Origin of the sequence: Nocardia sp. NPDC049707, from assembly GCF_040674855.1 — a bacterium.
In the GTDB taxonomy this organism is placed as follows: Bacteria; Actinomycetota; Actinomycetes; order Mycobacteriales; family Mycobacteriaceae; genus Nocardia.
In genome coordinates, this window is record NZ_JBFANN010000060.1 from 1 (window position 1) to 19238 (window position 19238).

20 protein-coding genes are annotated in these 19238 nt (G+C 65.5%); 14 read left to right on the plus strand and 6 right to left on the minus strand.

The features are described 5' to 3' along the window. Positions 1-121: 121 nt before the first annotated feature. Both AB0J29_RS33400 and AB0J29_RS33405 read left to right on the plus strand, forming a co-directional pair. The gene (locus AB0J29_RS33400; RefSeq protein WP_364794640.1) at positions 122-901 is read left to right on the plus strand and encodes a purine-nucleoside phosphorylase; all 780 of its coding nucleotides are present in this window, start codon (positions 122-124) and stop codon (positions 899-901) included. Beyond that, the gene (locus AB0J29_RS33405) at positions 902-2401 is read left to right on the plus strand and encodes a phospho-sugar mutase (RefSeq protein WP_364794642.1); all 1500 of its coding nucleotides are present in this window, start codon (positions 902-904) and stop codon (positions 2399-2401) included. A gap of 198 nt (positions 2402-2599) precedes the next feature. Here AB0J29_RS33405 and upp read toward each other — a convergent pair whose 3' ends face one another. Continuing rightward, positions 2600-3223 carry a uracil phosphoribosyltransferase gene (upp, locus tag AB0J29_RS33410; RefSeq protein WP_364794643.1) on the minus strand — a complete coding sequence of 208 codons (624 nt, stop codon included), beginning with the start codon at positions 3221-3223 and terminating at the stop codon, positions 2600-2602. Positions 3224-3367: 144 nt separating this feature from the next. Here upp and AB0J29_RS33415 point away from each other — a divergent pair, with 144 nt between their 5' ends. The 5 genes from AB0J29_RS33415 to AB0J29_RS33435 all read left to right on the plus strand — a co-directional run bounded on the left by AB0J29_RS33415 (position 3368) and on the right by AB0J29_RS33435 (position 7132). Next, positions 3368-3685, plus strand: a complete 318-nt coding sequence (locus tag AB0J29_RS33415) for a hypothetical protein (protein ID WP_364794644.1) — start codon at positions 3368-3370, stop codon at positions 3683-3685. Positions 3686-3689: 4 nt separating this feature from the next. After that, complete coding sequence (locus AB0J29_RS33420) at positions 3690-4808, plus strand: NlpC/P60 family protein (protein ID WP_364794645.1); 1119 nt, start codon at positions 3690-3692, stop codon at positions 4806-4808. A 20-nt stretch (positions 4809-4828) separates the two neighbouring features. Then, on the plus strand, positions 4829-5179 hold the full coding sequence (locus AB0J29_RS33425) for a hypothetical protein (protein ID WP_364508004.1): 351 nt from the start codon (positions 4829-4831) through the stop codon (positions 5177-5179). Positions 5180-5492: 313 nt separating this feature from the next. Beyond that, positions 5493-5840, plus strand: a complete 348-nt coding sequence (locus tag AB0J29_RS33430) for a YbaB/EbfC family nucleoid-associated protein (protein WP_364794646.1) — start codon at positions 5493-5495, stop codon at positions 5838-5840. Between the two features lie 26 nt (positions 5841-5866). After that, complete coding sequence (locus AB0J29_RS33435; RefSeq protein ID WP_364794648.1) at positions 5867-7132, plus strand: primosomal protein; 1266 nt, start codon at positions 5867-5869, stop codon at positions 7130-7132. A 3-nt stretch (positions 7133-7135) separates the two neighbouring features. On the opposite strand, the gene AB0J29_RS33440 is transcribed toward AB0J29_RS33435, so the two are convergent. The 3 genes from AB0J29_RS33440 to AB0J29_RS33450 form a co-directional block, all read right to left on the minus strand. Then, positions 7136-8233 (minus strand): adenosine deaminase, encoded by a 1098-nt coding sequence (locus AB0J29_RS33440; RefSeq protein WP_364794650.1) that lies wholly within the window; start codon positions 8231-8233, stop codon positions 7136-7138. Positions 8234-8407: 174 nt separating this feature from the next. Beyond that, the gene (locus tag AB0J29_RS33445; RefSeq protein WP_364794652.1) at positions 8408-9694 is read right to left on the minus strand and encodes a thymidine phosphorylase; all 1287 of its coding nucleotides are present in this window, start codon (positions 9692-9694) and stop codon (positions 8408-8410) included. 151 nt (positions 9695-9845) lie between these two features. Beyond that, positions 9846-10247: a cytidine deaminase gene (locus tag AB0J29_RS33450; protein WP_364794654.1), complete on the minus strand. Its 402-nt coding sequence runs from the start codon at positions 10245-10247 to the stop codon at positions 9846-9848. Positions 10248-10545: 298 nt separating this feature from the next. On the opposite strand from AB0J29_RS33450, the gene sdhC reads away from it, so the two are divergent. The 4 genes from sdhC to AB0J29_RS33470 all read left to right on the plus strand — a co-directional run bounded on the left by sdhC (position 10546) and on the right by AB0J29_RS33470 (position 14010). Then, a complete protein-coding gene (gene sdhC, locus AB0J29_RS33455) occupies positions 10546-10944 on the plus strand; it encodes a succinate dehydrogenase, cytochrome b556 subunit (RefSeq protein WP_355187027.1) in 399 nt (132 codons plus the stop codon). Position 10945: 1 nt separating this feature from the next. Continuing rightward, the gene (locus AB0J29_RS33460) at positions 10946-11380 is read left to right on the plus strand and encodes a succinate dehydrogenase hydrophobic membrane anchor subunit (RefSeq protein WP_364508028.1); all 435 of its coding nucleotides are present in this window, start codon (positions 10946-10948) and stop codon (positions 11378-11380) included. A gap of 93 nt (positions 11381-11473) precedes the next feature. Then, entirely contained in the window at positions 11474-13240 is a 1767-nt protein-coding gene (sdhA, locus tag AB0J29_RS33465; protein ID WP_364794656.1) for a succinate dehydrogenase flavoprotein subunit, read from the plus strand. Beyond that, the gene (locus AB0J29_RS33470) at positions 13240-14010 is read left to right on the plus strand and encodes a succinate dehydrogenase iron-sulfur subunit (protein WP_364794658.1); all 771 of its coding nucleotides are present in this window, start codon (positions 13240-13242) and stop codon (positions 14008-14010) included. The genes sdhA and AB0J29_RS33470 overlap by 1 nt, the downstream gene beginning before the upstream one ends. A gap of 675 nt (positions 14011-14685) precedes the next feature. Here the strand turns inward: AB0J29_RS33470 and radC are convergent. Then, positions 14686-15369 carry a DNA repair protein RadC gene (gene radC / locus AB0J29_RS33475; RefSeq protein WP_364794659.1) on the minus strand — a complete coding sequence of 228 codons (684 nt, stop codon included), beginning with the start codon at positions 15367-15369 and terminating at the stop codon, positions 14686-14688. A 225-nt stretch (positions 15370-15594) separates the two neighbouring features. On the opposite strand from radC, the gene AB0J29_RS33480 reads away from it, so the two are divergent. Then, entirely contained in the window at positions 15595-15801 is a 207-nt protein-coding gene (locus AB0J29_RS33480; protein ID WP_364794661.1) for an alpha/beta hydrolase, read from the plus strand. 59 nt (positions 15802-15860) lie between these two features. On the opposite strand, the gene AB0J29_RS33485 is transcribed toward AB0J29_RS33480, so the two are convergent. After that, positions 15861-16064 carry a type II toxin-antitoxin system VapB family antitoxin gene (locus AB0J29_RS33485; protein ID WP_364794662.1) on the minus strand — a complete coding sequence of 68 codons (204 nt, stop codon included), beginning with the start codon at positions 16062-16064 and terminating at the stop codon, positions 15861-15863. A gap of 466 nt (positions 16065-16530) precedes the next feature. Here AB0J29_RS33485 and AB0J29_RS33490 point away from each other — a divergent pair, with 466 nt between their 5' ends. Both AB0J29_RS33490 and AB0J29_RS33495 read left to right on the plus strand, forming a co-directional pair. Further along, complete coding sequence (locus tag AB0J29_RS33490) at positions 16531-18009, plus strand: aminotransferase class V-fold PLP-dependent enzyme (RefSeq protein WP_364794663.1); 1479 nt, start codon at positions 16531-16533, stop codon at positions 18007-18009. Positions 18010-18305: 296 nt separating this feature from the next. Next, positions 18306-19208, plus strand: a complete 903-nt coding sequence (locus AB0J29_RS33495; protein ID WP_364794665.1) for a phenylalanine 4-monooxygenase — start codon at positions 18306-18308, stop codon at positions 19206-19208. The last annotated feature ends 30 nt before the right edge of the window (positions 19209-19238 follow it).

Genomic DNA, 19238 nt, shown 5'->3' on the forward strand with positions numbered 1-19238 from the left:
GTCGCCGAGCCGTCGAAGCGCATGCGACGAAGTCGCGAGTCTCGACGGCTCGGACGCGAGACTGAAGGGGGCCGCGAACCCGCCGCGCCCGCGCGGCCAAAAACACAGCTATCGTGACGGCATGGTTGCCGAAGAGGCCGCGAGGGCGATTGCCGAACGTACGGGAGTGGAGCGGCACCGGGTTGCGGTGGTGCTCGGATCGGGCTGGCAGAAGGCGGCCGCGGAGATCGGGGCGCCGACGGCGTCGGTGCCGATGCCGGAGCTGCCCGGATTCGGGACGCCGAGTGCGCAAGGGCATGTCGGGATGGTGCATTCGGTCGCCGTCGACAACACGCCCGTGCTGCTACTGATGGGGCGTCAGCATCTGTATGAGGGCTATCAGCCGAGCGATGTCGTCCATCCGGTGCGCGCGGCGATCGCGGCGGGCGCGGAAACCGTGGTGCTCACCAATGCGGCGGGCGGGATCCGGGACGGACTGCGCGTCGGCGAGCCGGTGCTGATCAGCGACCATCTCAATCTCACCGACCGCACGCCGTTGACGGGCGCGACCTTCGTCGATCTCGTGGACGCCTGGGATCCCGAATTGCGTTCGCTGGCAAGGGAAATCGACCCGAGCCTGACCGAGGGCGTGTACGCGGGGCTGACCGGACCGCAGTACGAGACCCCGGCCGAGATCCGGATGCTGCGCACCATCGGTGCGGATCTGGTCGGCATGTCGACGGTGCTCGAGGTGATCGCGGCCCGTGCGCTCGGGGCCCGAGTGCTCGGTATCTCGCTGGTCACCAACCTCGGCGCCGGCGTCACCGGTGCGCACCTCTCGCATGCCGAGGTGCTCGCCGAAGGGCAAGCGGCCGCACCGCGTCTCGGCAAACTGCTGCGCGGCGTACTGGAACGGCTGTAGATGCTGCACTTCGGCACCGCCGGACTCCGCGGGCCGCTGCGGGACGGGCCCGACGGCATGAATCCGGACACGGTGAGCCGGGCGACCGCCGGACTCGTGGACTGGTTGCGCAGTCGCTGTCTCGGCGGCGGCGCGATAGTCGTCGGACGCGACGCCAGACACGGCTCCGCCGAATTCGCCATCACGACCGCGGAAATCTTTGCCGCCGCGGGCTTTCCGGTGACGCTGCTGCCGGGACCGCTGCCCACTCCGGTCGTCGCGTTCGCGGTGCGTGAGCTGGGAGCCGTTGCCGGAGTACAGATCACCGCATCGCACAATCCCGCGACCGACAACGGCTACAAGGTGTATCTGGACGGCGGTTCGCAGCTGATCGCACCGGCCGACACCGAGATCGAGCGCTGCATCGAGGCCGTCACCGAGCCGATCGCCCGTACACCCGTGACACCGGCCGCCGATGACCTGGTGCGAAGCTATATCGATCGGGTGGCCCGGCTGCCCGAGTTGATCGGTGGTCCCGGTGCGCGCTCCGATATCCGGATCGCATTGACACCGCTGCACGGTGTCGGCGGCGATACGGCGGTGGCGGCCCTTACCGCTGCGGGATTTCAGCATGTGCATGTCGTCGGTGCGCAATTCGCGCCCGATCCCGACTTCCCGACCGTCGCGTTCCCGAATCCCGAAGAGCCCGGCGCCACCGACCTTTTGCTCACCACCGCCACTCGGATCGGCGCCGACCTCGCCATCGCGCTCGACCCGGATGCCGATCGCTGTGCCATCGGAATTCGCGACGGCGACGGCGCCTGGCGCATGCTGCGCGGCGACGAAACCGGTGTGCTGCTCGGCGCTTACGTGCTGCGAACCGCGCCACCGGATGCACTGGTGGCGACCACTATCGTGTCGTCGCGACTGCTCTCGAAACTCGCCGCCGCCCGCGGCGCGCGGTACGCGGAAACGCTGACCGGTTTCAAATGGCTGGCCCGCGCGGGCGACGGTCTGGTCTACGCCTATGAGGAGGCCATCGGTCACTGCGTGGATCCGGCCGCGGTCCGCGACAAGGATGGCATTTCCGCGGCGGTGCTCGCCGCCGATCTCGTCGCCCGTCTGAAGGCCGTGGGTCGCACCCTCGCCGACGAACTCGACGACTACGCGATCGAATTCGGGCTGCATGCCACCGACCAGGTCGCACTGCGCCTACCCGACCCGGCGGCCGCCGCGGACGTGGTGAACCGGCTGCGTGCCACCCCGCCCGATGAAATCGCCGGCGAGCCGGTCACGTACACCGATCTGCTCCAGGTGCGCGGCCGAATGCGCACCGACGCACTGATTTTCGAGGGCACCAGGGCCCGGATCGTGGTGCGCCCGTCGGGCACGGAGCCGAAACTCAAGTGTTATCTGGAGGTCGTCGAGCCGGTCGCCGCCCGGGACGCACTCGCCGCTGCACGATCGGCCGCCCAGCAACGCCTTACCGACCTCCGCACGTTCTGCGCGGCGCTGTCGTGAACTGCACCCATTGCGGCGCAACGGATCTGGACTCCCGATTCATCACGGACACCGGTGCAGGCTCCCGCGGTCACGCCCGCCGGATCGAGGGCCCGCTGAACTGAGCGCATTCGGCTCAGCGCATGCGCCGCACTCGATGGTCGAACGACACCGACCGCTGCTCGCACCTCGCAATGTTCGCCCGTCTGGGCTGATCGGTCAGCGAGGACCGAATTGGCGGTCGCCCGCGTCGCCGAGACCGGGGACGATGAAGGCATCGGAGTTGAGGCCGGCGTCGACGGCGGCAGTGACCAAACGCACCGGCATACCCGAATCAGTAAGGGCGGCAATGCCTTCGGGAGCAGCGACGACACAGACCGCGGTGATGTCGGTGGCTCCGCGTGCAACGAGCAGTTGCAGAGTGTGGCGCATCGAACCGCCGGTGGCCAGCATCGGGTCGAGGACGAAGACCGGCATCTCGGACAGGTCGGCTGGCAGCGATTCCATGTACGGCACCGGCTGATGGGTGGTTTCGTCGCGGGCGACCCCGACGAAACCGACCCGGGCGTCCGGAATGAGTTCGGCGGCCGCATCGACCATGCCGAGTCCGGCGCGCAGCACCGGAACCAGCAGTGGCGGCTGCGCCAATCGCGTGCCCTCGGTGTCGGCCACCGGTGTGGTGATGGGGAATTGGATCACCGGCGCGTCACGCAGCGCCTCGTAGATCAGAATTCCGGTGAGATCGCGCAGTGCCGCGCGGAAGGCAGGATTGGCCGTGCCCGCATCGCGCATCGTGGTCAGCAGGGCGGCGGCGAGTGGATGGTTCACGGTGTGCGTGCGCATGAGGGAACGATAAGGTCGAAGGCGAGTTCGGCGGCGAACCTCCACCCGAATTTTTTTTCGAACGGCTGGAACCGATCGGTAAGGCAGCGCGTCGAACTAGGTGGATGACGTACTCTGCCTGGGAACGAATAGATGGGGGAAGCTATGCGAAAGATGTCGGCCGACACCGAGGGCATCACCGCCTATGGTGCGTCCGCCGCCACCATGTCCGGTGATCTCGCAGCCGCCGGAGTGAACGCCGCGGCCGCCGATCCCACTCTGCTCGGCCCCATCATGGGCTTGATCGGCGGCGATTTCATGGCCGCCTACGCCGCGGCACATGCCGGGCACGTCGCCTCGATCGGTCAGCTGTCGGCGGTGCTCGCGACCATGAGCGGTGCGGCCGTCGGTTCCGCCGTCGTGCTCGAGGAAACCGACCTGAACAATGCCGCCGGGCTGAACGCCACCGGACTGGACGGATGACGTGGTGATCGATGTCAGCGTTCTGGTCCAGCCACTGCTCGACCTGCTCTCCAGCTTCGGCACCGGTGTCCTGCCCACCGGTGGACCCGCCGACGCACTGACCTCCACCTCGACCGCCATCGAACAGGTGCACGCACTCGGTCGCAACAGCATCAACCAGGTGAACAACGCATGGGACGGCGCTGCCGCCGATTCCGTCACCGCGAAGGCGCTGCGGGTGCAGACTTCCGCCGCCACCATTTCCGACCGCGGCAACGACATGGCTACCGTCGTGAATCAGGCTGCCGCCCAGGTCGAATCGGGTCAGAAGGAACTGAACGGGATCGTCCAGTCGTTCGTGAACCAGGCCACTAGTCTCGGCCCGGCGCTGGTGACGCCGGAGGGGCTGGCCGTGCTCGTCGGCTCCGCGATCGACCACATCGGTCAGGGGCTCAATGTCGTCGGCCGCGTGCGCAACGAACTGGATACCCAGACCGCCTCGATGAACGAGCTGACTCCAGCGCCGTCGACGCCGTCGCTGTCCAGTGTCGCCAGCACGGTCAGCACCGCGACACAGGGCGCGTCCCAGTTGTCGTCGACGGTGGGCACTGTCATGAGCGGTGCGGGCGGCGTGCTGAGCAGCCTGATGAGCACCGCGAGCAAGGCCGGCACGACGACCGCGAGCACGGCGTCGACCAGCACACCGAGTACGAGCACCACGGCCGGGCAGTCGTCGACCTCCGGCACGGGCGTGAAGATCACCCTGCCCGACGGCAGTGTCGTCGAGGCCCCGAACGAAAAGGCGGCGACCGCAGTCAAGTCGGCTGTCGGCGCGGTCGGCACGCCCTATGTGTGGGGTGGCAATACGCCCGGCTCCGGCCTGGACTGCAGCGGTCTCACCAAGTACGCCTACGGCGAGGCCGGTGTCGAGCTGCCCCGGCTGGCGCAGGAACAGGGCAACGGCCATATGCAGGTTTCGCCGGGTGATCTGATGCCGGGCGATCTGGCAGTGTGGGATGGCCACGTCGCGATGGTGATCGGCAACGGACAGTTCGTCGAGGCCGGTAATCCGGTCCAGATCAGCTCTATTCGAACCGACAACATCGGTATGAACTTCTATGGCTTCTACCGGCCGACCTCATAACTGAGCGGAGCGAGCGAATAATGTCCCAGCCCCAGACCCCACCGATACCCAATGTCACGGTGGCGTCGAGCACCAACCGATCGGGCACCATCTCGGTCCGGGCCACCGACCAGGGCATGCCGATCGAGATCAAGTTCGAACGCAGCGAATACCGTTACGGCGCACAGACTCTGGCCAACGAGATCCTGCGGCTGACCAAGCGCTCCACCGTCGCCGCCCGAGCCCGCCGCCGCGAACTGCTCGCCGAGGCGGGTATGCCCGCCGACATCCTGGACAAGCTCGGCCTGCCGACGCGGCAGGCCGCGGTGGACGAGCTGGACCGGATCGATGACGCGGACACCGGACCGACGAGCTGGATGAGGCCGGTGTGAGCGAGCGAGCAATGGACACAGCTGCGACCGCAGTCGAGCCGGAGCCGAGCGCCAGTGAGGCGCGGGCACATGAGTGAGCGGAGCGAACGAATCATGAACACAGGCGCGCCCGCGCTCATGCCGGAGCCGAGCGCCAGCGAGGTGAAGGCACATGAGTGAGCGGAGCGAACGAATCATGAACACAGGCGCGCCCGCGCTCATGCCGGAGCCGAGCGCCAGTGAGGTGAAGGCACATGAGTGAGCGGAGCGAACGAATCATGAACACAGGCGCGCCCGCGCTCATGCCGGAGCCGAGCGCCAGCGAGGCGAAGGCATGAGCGCGGAAATGGACGCGTTGGTCGCCAACGCGACGGCGAAACTGGAAGCGCTCGAGGCCGCGCTGTACGGCCTCGAGCAGGTGCACGGCCGGTTCCGGACCGAGGACGGCACGGTCAGCGTCGAGGTGAACAGCGACGGCGCGCTGGTCGCGCTGAGCCTGTCGGAGTCGGTCACCTCGCTGCCGCCCGCCGAGGTCGGTCAGCTGATCGTATGGGCTTGTCGGCAGGCCGCCGAGGACGCCGGCGCACAGCGATCGAAGGTCGTTGCAACACTGAACGAGTCATTCACCGGGGCGCCGAATGGTGGCCCCGGAAGCGTTGGGGGCGGGCCGGATAGTCACTGACTCGGAAGGTCGATAGGCTTCCGCACATGGCTTCTGGAGACATCGTCCCGATCGAGCTCGGCCTGACCGACGGCGATCTCGTCACCCTGTGGGCACCGCGCTGGCGCGACGGTGATGACGAGTGGGAGGCGTTCCTCGGACACGAGGACTCCCTCTACGGTTTCGAGACCGTCGCGGAGCTGGCCGCATTCATCCGGACCAACTCCGATAACGATCTCGTGGACCATCCGGCGTGGAAGGTCGTTGCCGGGCTGTCGGCGGTGGAACTGGAGCCGGAGGAGAATTTCACCTTCGATCTGGTCGGTGTGCCGGAGCTGGTCGCGAGCGATCCCGATGTGGACACCATCGCCGAACTCGACGACACGCTCAGCATGGTGCGCAACATCGGTGAGGTGTGCGAGCTGGAGACGGTGACCAAGTTCTTCGGCTCCCATCCGGTGGTCGGCGCGCTGTCCAGCGGCGTGAGCGCCTTCGTCGGGCGCGATGGCGAGGAGCTGTGGGATCAGATCGGCGCGGCCATCGCCAAGGGCTGGGACGATGTGCTCGACGCCATCGACTCGGTCGTGCAGACCCCCGACGTCGATGCGGAGGCGGTCGCGGTCGCGGAGGCCGAACTGCTGGCCGCGGAGGAGAACGTCGTCGACGCCGATGACGCCGCCGACAGCGAGGAGGACGAGGAGTTCGAATCCGTCGACCTCGATGCGGACGACGAGGAAGAAGACGAAGAGGAGGAGGACGACGACTCGTTCTGGCACGAGGTCGGCATCGACCCGGTCAAGATCGTCACCTCCGACGGCACGTACTTCACGCTGCGCTGCTACCTCGACGACGAGCCGATCTTCCTCGGCAAGGACGGATCGATCACGGTCTTCGGCTCCGAGCGTGCACTGGCCCGTTACCTGGCCGATTCTCATGAGCACGATCTGGCGCGGGTGAGCACCTACACCGATGTGCAGACCGCCGCGGTCGACGGTTCGCTCGAGGTCGAGGTGACCGACGAGAACGTCTATGTGCTGCCCGGTCTCGCCGACGATCTGGGGGAAGGCCCCGAGGCGGTCGATATCGAACAGCTCGATCTGGCGGTCGAATTGTTCACCGACGCAGCCGATTACGCCGACGATGACACCGTGGAGCAGGCGCTGGCGCAGTCCGCCCCGCTCGGCTGGTACGTCTCCTACCTGCTGAACCCGGACCCGACCCGCATGGCTCCGAACCCGCCGTTCACCGCGGAGGCTCAGAGCTGGCGGGATCTGGAGCGCAATTTCGAGTCCCGGCTCACCCAGGAGAAGTAGGAGCTACCCGAGCAGGACGGCGTAACCCGGCTTGATGATGTCGTCGATGATGCGCAGGCGTTCCGGGAACGGGATGAACGCGGACTTCATCGCATTGATGGTGAAGCGTTCGAGGTCGCTCCAGCCGTAACCGAAGGTGTCGACCAGCTTGAGCATCTCCTGGCTCATGCTGGTATCGCTCATCAGCCGATTGTCGGTATTGACCGTGACGCGGAAACGCAACCGCGCGAGCAGGTCGAACGGATGTTTGTCGAGCGAGGGGACCGCGCCGGTCTGCACATTCGACGAAGGACAGAGCTCGAGCGGAATCCGCATATCCCGCACGTAGTTCGCGACCAGTCCGAGTTGCGCATCCTCGGTCGCACCGGAAACGGTGATGTCGTCGGTGATCCGCACACCGTGGCCGAGCCGATCGCAGCCACAGAACGCCAGCGCCTCGTGGATGGACGGCAGACCGAACGCCTCACCCGCGTGAATGGTGAAGTGCGCGCTATTGGCGCGCATGTATTCGAAGGCGTCCAGGTGGCGGCTGGGCGGGAAGCCCGCCTCCGCGCCCGCGATATCGAATCCGCCGACGCCGCGGTCGCGCCACCGCACCGCGAGTTCGGCGATCTCGCGCGAGCGCGCGGCGTGGCGCATGGCGGTGAGCAGGCAGATCACCACGATCGGGCGACCGGCCGCGGCCGCGGCCGCCGCGCCCTCGCGGAATCCGGCGAGGGTGTGCTCGACCACCTCGTCCAGGGTCAGGCCGCGCTCCAGATGCTGTTCGGGAGCGAAGCGAACCTCGGCATAGACGACACCGTCCGCGGCGAGGTCTTCCGCACATTCCCGAGCTACCCGGCGCAGGCCCTCGGGGGTCTGCATGACCGCGACGGTATGCGCGAAGGTTTCCAGATAGAGCTCGAGCGAGCCGCTGTCGGCCGCATCGCGGAACCAGGCCGCCAGTTCGCTCTCATTGTCGGCGGGTAGGTCGTCGTAACCGCAATCGACGGCGAGCTCCAAAACCGTCGCGGGCCGCAGACCACCGTCGAGATGGTCGTGCAGCAGCGCCTTGGGAGCTTGGCGGATCGAGGCAAGGGTCAAAGGCATCGGTCCTGTCATGACCACACGTTAGCCGCACGAACCTTCATCCGGCTGTGATTGGGCTCTCCGCCACCCCGATCCGACACATAACCCGCAACCTCCCCTAATCGAGCAGTCAATTCCCACCCCACGAACCATCGGAAACCCCTTCAACCAGCCAAGAATCAACGTAGCGGTCGGTTTTCCACGGTGTCAGACGGCGATGCGGTCCAGGAGCAAAGGGGGTTGTGGCGGGGGCGAGGTTGCGATGGTGCAGGAGGTTTCGAGGGCGGCGAGGGCGCCGGGGAGAGCTTCCGGGGTGTCGGTGTGCAGGGTGAGCAGGGGTTGGCCGGTGGATACGGAATCGCCTGGCTTGGTGTGCATTTCGATGCCTGCGCCGAATTGGACGGGGTCGCCCTGGCGTGCTCGGCCCGCGCCGAGTCGCCAAGCCGCTATGCCGACGGCCAGCGCATCGAGGCGGGTGAGCACACCGTCTCGTTCGGCCCGCACGGTCTCGGTGTGCTTCGCGCGTGGCAGGGGCGCGTCCGGATCGCCGCCTTGGGCACGGACCATGGCGCGCCAATGGTCCATCGCACGACCATCGGCGAGGACATCGGCGGGGTCGATATCGAGTCCGGCCTGAGCGACCATTTCGCGGGCGAGGGTGAGCGTCAGCTCGACAACGTCGGCGGGGCCGCCGCCCGCGAGTACCTCCACCGATTCGGCGACCTCGAGTGCATTGCCCGCGGTCCGTCCGAGTGGAGTGTCCATCGCGGTCAGCAGGGCCACCGTGCGCACCCCGGCGTCGGTACCGAGTTCGACCATGGCCGTCGCCAATTCGCGTGCGCCGTCCAGGGTTTTCAGGAAGGCTCCGGAGCCGACCTTCACATCGAGTACGAGGGCGGCGGTCCCTTCGGCAATTTTCTTGCTCATGATCGAGCTGGCGATCAGCGGTATGGATTCGACAGTCCCGGTGACATCGCGCAGCGCGTACAGCCGCTTATCGGCAGGCGCCAGATCGGCACCCGCCGCACACACCACCGCGCCGGTGCCGGGATCGGACAGGATCTCCCGCATCCGCGCCAACGGCAGATCGGCCCGCCACCCCGGGATCGCTTCGAGCTTGTCCAGCGTCCCACCGGTATGCCCCAGCCCACGCCCCGACAGCTGCGGCACCGCCGCACCGCACGCGGCGACCAACGGCGCCAGCGGCAACGTGATCTTGTCCCCCACCCCGCCGGTCGAATGCTTGTCCACGGTCGGCCGCGGCAGATCGGTGAAGTCCATCCGCCGCCCCGACGCGATCATGGCATTCGTCCACCGCGCGGTCTCCCGCCGCGTCATCCCCCGCCAGACAATGGCCATCGCCAACGCCGCCATCTGCTCGTCGGCCACCGCCCCCTTGGTGAATCCATCCACCACCCAATCGATCTGCGCATCCGACAGCTCCCCGCCGTCCCGCTTGGCCGTAATGATCGAAACCGCGTCCACTGCCGTCACACCGGCAAGTCTGGCACGGGACACGCTCGGCCCCTGGAACTTGTCGATGGCCTCCGATAGCCTCTGCGATTCAGCTCATCGACGTCGAGCTGGCGACGGAAGCTGAAATCGACGCGTCGTTCGACGACGTTTGCCGAGGACTGCGCTCGCTCTAGGTCTGCCCGGCATCGAGATCGTCGGGTCCGAAGGCGTCGGGGAGCAGGGTGCGTAGCGGCACGGGTCCGGCCTTGTGGTCGACCAGTAGATCGGCCCCGCCGTGTTCGTAGAGCAGCTGTCGGCAACGGCCGCACGGCATCAGGATTTCGCCTCGGGAATCGGTAACGGAGATAGCCAGCAAACGCCCGCCACCGCCCGCAAATAAGTTACCGATGAGTACACATTCGGCGCAGAGGCCTAATCCATATGAGACATTTTCCACATTGCAGCCGCTCACAATTCGACCGTCGGAACTGAGAGCCGCGGCGCCGACCGGAAACCGCGAGTACGGCGCATAGGCGTTACGCATAACTTGAATTGCTTTGTCGCGCAAGGATTTCCAGTCGATATTCGGCACCGGAACCCCCTTTCGAGCCAAGCCGCAGGCGCCCGCGCGAGAGCCACAGCGGAACCCTTTACACATCAAGAAAGGTAAACCTAACTCGCTCGACTGTAGCGTAACGCACGGCACACCGAATTAGTTCCGCGATTGCGAGGGGATTAGAGTCCAGATCAGATCGGTTCAGGTTCCCGGCGGCGGGCCCCGCGCGAGCTAGATGGAGCAGCAAAGCGCAGCCACCTGGGCATTTATCTCCACGTCGCCTGCGTCGGACTTGCAACCGGGTCCATCGACGACGTTGGAGGCACCGCACTCTATGACCACGATAGAAGCTCCGGCACAGCCGAAGCGGAAGACGCTGTACCGAGGCGACCCCGGAATGTGGTCCTGGGCGCTGCACCGGATCACCGGTGTCACCATCTTCTTCTTCCTCTTCGTGCACGTCTTGGACACCGCGCTGGTTCGGGTCAGCCCGGATACCTACAACCACGCCATCGAGACCTACAAGAACCCCATCGTCGCGCTGATGGAGATGGGTCTTGTGGTCTGCGTGCTGTTCCACGCACTCAACGGCGTCCGCGTGATCCTGGTCGACTTCTGGGGTAAGGGCCCGAAGTACCAGAAGACGATGCTCTGGGTGGTTCTCGCCATCTGGTTCCTGCTGGTGGTTCCGGCCGTCGGTCGCCAGTTCTTCTACCTGTTCACGGAGCACTGATATGAGCGCACCCGTTCTCGGTAAGTCTTACGACCGGCCTGCGAGCCTGGATCTGCCCCGCTCGCCACGTGCCCGCTCCAGCAACAACTTCGAGAAGTACGCGTGGCTGTTCATGCGCTTCTCCGGCCTGCTGCTGATCGTGCTGGTCCTCGGCCACATGACGATCATGCTGCTGCTCGACGGCGGCGTGAAGCGCCTGAACTTCGCCTTCGTCGCGGGCCGCTGGTCCAGCCCGTTCTGGCAGTTCTGGGATCTGACCATGCTCTGGCTGGCCCAGCTGCACGGCGGCAACGGCCTGCGCACCGTGATCGCGGACTACTCGCGCAAGGACTCGACCCGGTTCTGGCTGAACACCCTGCTGGCCATCTCGATGATCCTGATCGTGGGCGTCGGCACCTACGTCATCTTCACCTTCGACCCCAACATCAGCAGTTAGGAACAGGCGAACTCCGATGAGTGAGCGCAGCGAACGAATCATCGACACAGCGTGTTTCACACATGCCGGAGCCGAGCGCAGCGAGGTGGCGGCATGAGTGAATCCCGGATTCAGGAGCACCGCTACGACGTCGTCATCGTCGGTGCCGGTGGCGCCGGCATGCGCGCGGCGATCGAGGCCGGTCCCCGAGCCCGCACCGCCGTCCTGACCAAGCTCTACCCGACGCGCAGCCACACCGGTGCGGCGCAGGGCGGCATGTGCGCCGCACTGGCCAATGTCGAAGAGGACAACTGGGAATGGCACACCTTCGACACCGTCAAGGGTGGTGACTACCTGGTCGACCAGGACGCCGCGGAGATCATGGCCAAGGAGGCCATCGATGCGGTGATGGACCTGGAGAAGATGGGTCTGCCGTTCAACCGCACGCCAGAGGGCAAGATCGACCAGCGCCGTTTCGGTGGTCACACCCGCGATCACGGTAAGGCCCCGGTCCGCCGCGCGTGCTACGCCGCCGACCGCACCGGCCACATGATCCTGCAGACGCTGTACCAGAACTGCGTCAAGCACGACGTCGAGTTCTTCAACGAGTTCTACGTGCTCGACCTGGTGCTCACCGAGAGCGATCGCGGTCCGGTGGCGACCGGTGTGGTCGCCTATGAGCTTGCCACCGGCGAACTGCACGTCTTCCACGCGAAGTCGATCGTCTTCGCCACCGGTGGTTCCGGCCGGATGTACAAGACCACCTCGAACGCGCACACGCTGACCGGTGACGGTATGGCGATCGTGTTCCGCAAGGGTCTGCCGCTGGAGGATATGGAGTTCCACCAGTTCCACCCGACAGGTCTCGCCGGTCTGGGCATTCTGATCTCGGAGGCCGTGCGCGGTGAGGGCGGAATCCTGCGCAACGCCAGCGGTGAGCGCTTCATGGAGCGCTACGCCCCCACCATCAAGGACCTCGCACCGCGTGACATCGTCGCCCGCTCGATGGTGCTCGAGGTGCTCGAGGGCCGCGGCGCCGGACCGAACAAGGACTACGTCTACATCGACGTGACCCACCTCGGCGAGGACGTGCTCGAGGAGAAGCTGCCCGACATCACCGAATTCGCGCGCACCTACCTGGGTGTGGACCCAGTGAAGGAACTGGTGCCGGTCATGCCGACCTGTCACTACGTGATGGGTGGCATCCCGACCCGGATTCGCGGCGAGGTGCTGCGCAACAACAGCGATGTGGTGCCCGGCCTGTACGCCGCGGGCGAATGCGCCTGCGTCTCGGTGCACGGCTCCAACCGCCTTGGCACCAACTCACTGCTCGACATCAATGTCTTCGGCCGCCGCTCCGGCATCGCCGCCGCGGAGTACGCCCAGCGCACCGAGTTCGTGGACATGCCCGAGAACCCGGCGCAGATGGTGCAGGACTGGCTGGCCATGCTGCTGTCGGATCACGGCAACGAGCGGGTCGCGGATATCCGCACCGAACTGCAGTACACGATGGATATGAACGCCGCGGTGTTCCGCACCGAGGACACGCTCAAGCAGGCGCTCACCGATATCCACGCGCTCAAGGACCGCTACACCCGAATCACGGTGCAGGACAAGGGCAAGCGCTACAACAGCGATCTGCTCGAGGCCGTCGAGCTCGGCTTCCTGCTGGAGCTGGCCGAGGTCACCGTGGTGGGCGCGCTCAACCGCAAGGAATCGCGCGGCGGCCACGCCCGCGAGGACTACCCGGACCGCGACGACGTGAACTTCATGCGGCACACGATGGCCTACAAGGAGGGTGCGGAGCTCATCTCCGATATCCGCCTCGACTTCAAGCCGGTGGTGCAGACCCGCTACGAACCGATGGAGCGTAAGTACTGATGACTGCCGTACTCGAAACACCCCCGCAGAAGTCTGCTCCGGTCCCCGAGGGCTCGGTCATGGTCGACGTCAAGATCGCCCGGTTCAATCCGGAGGACGACAAGGGCGCGCACTGGGAGACCTTCCAGGTGCCGGTGCTGCCGACCGACCGCTTCCTGAACGTGCTCATCTACATCAAGTCCTACCTGGACGGCACGCTCACCTTCCGGCGCTCCTGCGCGCACGGTGTCTGCGGTTCGGATGCCATGCGGATCAACGGCGTGAACCGGCTGGCCTGCAAGGTGCTGATGAAGGACATGCTGCACAAGGGCGGCAAGACCCTCACCATCACCGTCGAGCCCATCCGCGGCCTGCCCGTGGAGAAGGATCTCGTGGTCAACATGGAGCCGTTCTTCGACGCGTTCCGTGCCGTGAAGCCCTACCTGATCACCTCGGGTAACGAGCCCACCCGTGAGCGGATCCAGAGCCAGGCCGACCGCGCCCGGTTCGATGACACCACCAAGTGCATCCTGTGCGCCTGCTGCACCACCTCCTGCCCCGTGTACTGGAGCGACGGCAGCTACTTCGGCCCGGCCGCGATCGTGAACGCGCACCGCTTCATCTTCGACAGCCGGGACGAAGGCGCCCGCGAACGCCTCGACATCCTCAACGACGTCGAAGGTGTGTGGCGCTGCCGTACCACCTTCAACTGCACCGAAGCCTGCCCCCGCGGCATCGAGGTCACCAAGGCCATCCAGGAAGTCAAGCGCGCACTGCTCTTCGCCCGCTGACCCGAGGCACTCGAAGGCCGCCCGCATCGAAAGACGCGGGCGGCCTTCGTTTTTTCCGCTCGAGCACAGTCGCTCGGGCACCGAAGAAATACCACCGAATTGCCTCCATTTCAGTACCATTTACGGGGACATTTCAGTGGCATTTGAACGCTCCGATATCGAAAGATCGCTCCCGAGCGAACCAAACACGATCCAACACAGGGAGTTTCACCCTCTTCCAGTGGAGGGAATGATCAATCCGTATCGCGAGATACTTCAGATCGATCAGGATTGCGAAACATGTTCGATAAGTTGGATCGGCGCCTGAGCATGCGCAAACGAACCCTGCCCGATACGCGTCTTCGAGGAGCCGGACTCCCAACGAATAACCCTCGTCTTCGGTAAGCGCGACACGTTCGGGCTCACCTCGACCGCGAGGCGCTCTGAAATCCGATCCGGATCAGCACAGGTATTCTTTGAGGTGCCCACTCGGGACGCACCGATATCTGACGGCACCGACTAGGGCAATTGGGGCAGCATGCTGATCCACGACCCGCTGGCGGCTGGCAGCCGGATCGTGCCGGTGTGCCCGTTCGTAGTGCGGCAGGTCAACCGGCACGACGACTACGCAGCGAGCATCGATGAGCCGACATCCACACTGCTGCAACTCATTCCGGTACTATCCCGCGGATCGCATCAGGTGCTGGACGGGTGCAGCGGTGCAGCGCTAGCCCATCTGTCGCCCCCGATTACCACGTGGTCCAGAAAGCGCAGGCCGACGGTGCGGGCGGATTCGAGGAGCAGGGTGGTCGCGCGCCGGTCGTCGACGCTGGGAACCGGATCGCCGGAAGGGTGATTGTGCACGACCGCGAAGGCTCGACCGTCGTGGCGCAGCACGGTATTCAGGATTTCGCGGACCGGGACGGCGACCTGATCGATGGCCCCCTCGGCGACGAATACCTTGTGCCGCAAGCGATTCTGCGCATCGCACACCAGCACCAGCAACCGTTCGACGCGGGCACCGGCGAACGGCGGCAGCGCCACCCGGACGACATCGGCGGCGCCGTCCAGACGCGGGGCGGTTTCCGGACTGTTGCGGGCCCTGGTGCCGAGGTGGAAGGCGGCGATGATGGCCGCCGCCTTGGCCGCCCCGACGCCCGCGCGCCGCGATAGCTCCTCCGGCCGCGCGGCCGCCAAACCGGCGATGCCGCCGTGCTCGGCGATCAGTTCGACGGCCATTTCCAGCGCGCTTTCACCCCGACGCCCCTGGCGCAGTAGAAGAGCGAGCAATTCGCTGTCGCTGAGCGCGTGCGGGCCGAGCGTGAGCAGCCGTTCCCGTGGTCGTTGTCCGGACGGCAGTTTGGCGATGGGTACCGACATCAATCCCCCTCGAATGCGGTGCGATCTCCGCATCATGCCAGCCCCCACCGACATTGATGATGGAGAAGGTTCCCGATCGTCGTGTCTGTCCCACCGACTGTCGCTCTACTGGGTTGACCCCAACTCGGTGAGAGCGCTCGAGCTGGATCGGCGGGTCCGCGCCGCCGCCGCGGCCTTCGACAGCGGCCGTGCGGCCATGTGGGTTCCATTCGACGCCTGCGCCTTGTGGCCGGTCCCACCGACCAGCCGACGGTGACCGGCCTACCGAAGTTCGTGGTCGTCTCCGCCACCGGCGATCCGGTCGCGCCGTACCAGGGCGCGACGAATCTCGCCCGTGCGCCGGACGCCACGTTGGTCACTTATGAAGGCATCCAACATGGTTCGTTCCTGGACCGCGTCGCAAATGTCGACGAACTGGTCCTGACTACCTGATCGAGCTGCCCCCGCCGCAGGAAGGTCTGCGCTGTCCGACTCGGTGAGCGGCGGTCCGATCAGCGGTCGGCAACCGCGATCTCGGGTCCGGGCAGGGTACACAGTACACCGGCGGCCAACCGTTCCAGATGATGAAGTTGCCTCTCGTGCACAACGATTCGGCGCAGCGCCTCGTTGATAGTGGCGCTGCTCGTCGACGTCCCCATGATGGCGGCCGCGGCAAGGAGCAGTTTCTGGTCGAGATCGATCCGCACGGATTTCATGCGCCCTCCTTCGTACATTCGCCATATTGCTTTATCCGGCCCGCTGATGTCTGGCAAATGGGGCACAACGTCGGAATCCGCAGTTGCCCAATTACCTACGTGGGTATAGTTCCCCGGCATAGCGCACGAGCACAGAACGCCTGTCGATCACCACGAACATGCCTAGCACGCAGCACATTCCGCGGACACGGCGGCCGTCGAGCACACTCAGCACGCAAACACCGAGCATCGCAGATGGTTTTCAATGTGAGACAGGTTGCGCGGCACCGTGTGTCGGCGTGTCGCCCAGATTGTGGGCAGCCATCGAGGGAAGCGGCCTTACCACGGCGGGGATCAATGCAGGCTTCACGTCCCGAGCTACTTCAGCGACACTCGTACTCGGCGTACAACGCTAGGGAGATCTGATGACGTGGCGTCGCTCCGACCGGGCCGCGGCAGACCCCGCAGGACGAGATGAGGACCGACCATGAGCGGTGACGGCGCGCGAACGATCAGCGCAGCGGAATTTCTGGCCGATTATCCGGAGTACACCACAACGACAGTGCTGGATGACCTTCGCGCCACCGAGTACGCCTATCTCGACCGCAACCAGGACGTCTATCTCGACTACACCGGCGCAGGGCTGGCCGCGACCGCTCAACACCAGGCACACAACGAGTGGATCTCTGCGGGCTGCTACGGCAATCCGCATTCGGACAATCCGACCTCACGTGCGGCGACGGCCGGGGTCGAGACTGCCAGGGCTGCTGTGCTCGCCCATTTCAATGCGCCACCGCAGGACTACACCGTGATCTTCACGGCGAACGCCACGACGGCATGTCGATTGGTCGGCGAGGCCTACCCCTTCGGCCGGTCGACACGTTTCGTCCTGACGGCCGACAACCATAATTCGGTCAACGGCATTCGAGAATTCGCCCGCTCCAGGCGGGCTCGAACCGAGTACATCCCGATCGCCGGTACCGAACTTCGAGTGACCGAGGCTGCCGTCCGCGCCGCACTGAGCGACCGCACGGAGCGGGAATCACGCTCGCCGGCCGCGGCGAACGGACGCGACAGTCGCCGTGGGTTGTTCGCCTATCCGGCGCAGAGCAATTTCACCGGTGTTCAGCATCCACTCGAATGGGTCGATATCGCACATGAGCACGGCTTCGATGTCTTACTGGATGCCGCCGCCTACCTGCCGACACACGAGCTCGATCTAGCCACCGTTCGAGCCGATTTCGTACCCGTGAGCTGGTACAAGGTCTTCGGTTATCCGACCGGAGTCGGCTGTCTGGTTGCCCGCCGCGACGCGTTGGCCAGACTGCGGCGGCCGTGGTTTTCCGGCGGCACCATCCAGGTCGCCAGCGCGCAGGGAGAGTGGCACACACCGGCCGCAGGATATGCTGAATTCGAGGACGGCACCGTGAATTTCCTCGCCATACCGGATATCGAGCATGGTCTCAACTGGCTGCACGGGGTCGGCATCGATGTGATCAATCGGCGTACCCGCTGCCTGACCGGGTGGCTTCTGGATCGGCTGCTGTCGCTCATGCACGACAACGGCGCCCCAGTGGTCCGCATCTACGGTCCGCGCAATATTGTCAACCGCGGTGCGACGGTCGCGTTGAACATCCTCGACCCCTCCGGGGCCATCGTCGACGAGCGTCTGGTAGCACGCGAATCCTCGGCAGCAGGACTATCTTTACGCACCGGCTGCTTCTGCAATCCTGGCGCTGGCGAGGCCGCCTTCGACATCGGCCGCTCGCCGTTGCTTCGAAAGCCTGCTCTCACGCTCGATTCGTATATCACCGAACTCGGCTTGCCCACCGGCGGTGCTCTCCGTGTCTCTTTCGGAATCGCCTCCAATTTCCAGGATGCCCAGCGATTCGTCGAATTCGTCGACACCACCTACCGTAACCGTCCGTGTGAGGCGCAGGATCTTCCACCGCGAGAACATTGCTGAACGAACCCCCTGCACCTGCGCCCGGTGTTCGGAACCGCCACTGACGGCTCCGATCACCGGCACCGGATACCGGACGAGCACTCCTGCGGTGTTATACGACGTTCGACGTTGGGGACTCGGCCGCGGCATGGGCCACGCAGTGGTGCACGGGTCGCACGGCCACCACTGATCAGCTCGCCGCCGCCGGAATCGGTCTAGTGCCGGTAATAACCCGAAAAAGCCCGCTCAGCTAGGCAGTTTGACCATCTGGGCAGGCTTTTGTTGTCGCAACGTCCCGGCGGTGCTTGCATCGAGGTATGTTCACCGAAGCTCGGCTGTACTCGCCGGTAACCCGATCCGGCGATGGCGATGTCATGGTGCACCTGAGCGACGAGCACCCCGGCGTGCACGATCCGGATTACCGGGCCCGCCGCAATGCGATCGCCGCGATGGCACTGGATTACGCACCGGGTAAACCACTGCCGCACATCGACTACACCGATGCCGAACAACAGGTGTGGTGCATCGTGTCGGCGGAACTCGCCCGCAAACACCGGAAGTATGCCGCCACCGAGGTGCTCGCAGCCGCGGCCCGGCTCGATCTGCCGACCGATCACATTCCACAGCTCGACGAGGTCTCCGCGGCATTGACCCCGCTGACCGGATTCCGCTACGTGCCCGCCGCGGGCCTGGTGCCGCTGCGCAAGTTCTTCGGCTCCTTCGCCGACCGGACCTTCCACTCCACTCAGTACATCCGGCATCACTCGGCCCCGCTGTATACCCCGGAACCCGATGCCATCCACGAGATCATCGGGCATGCCAATCAGATCGCCAGCCCGCGCTTCGCCGCCATCTACGAGGCGGTCGGCGCTGCCGTCGTCCGGCTGACCACCGAGACCGCGCTGAAGTTCCTCGCCGATGTCTTCTGGTTCTCCATGGAGTTCGGCGTGGTTCGCGAGAAGGACGAAATCCGTTGCTACGGAGCCGGATTACTGTCCTCGTACGGCGAGATCGAGGAGTTCCAGCAGGCCGAGCTGCGACCGCTGGACGTGGCGGCGATGGGTACCGCCAGCTACGACATCACGCACTATCAACCGATTCTCTATTGCGCACAGTCGATTTCGGAGATCGAGGATGTGATCGGCGGCTTCTTCGCCAGCATGGACGACGATTCGCCGCAGCGCGCACTGCGCGACAAGAGCAATGTGACACAGCGTTGAACTCGAAGTCCGCCTAGGTTTTCGGCCGCT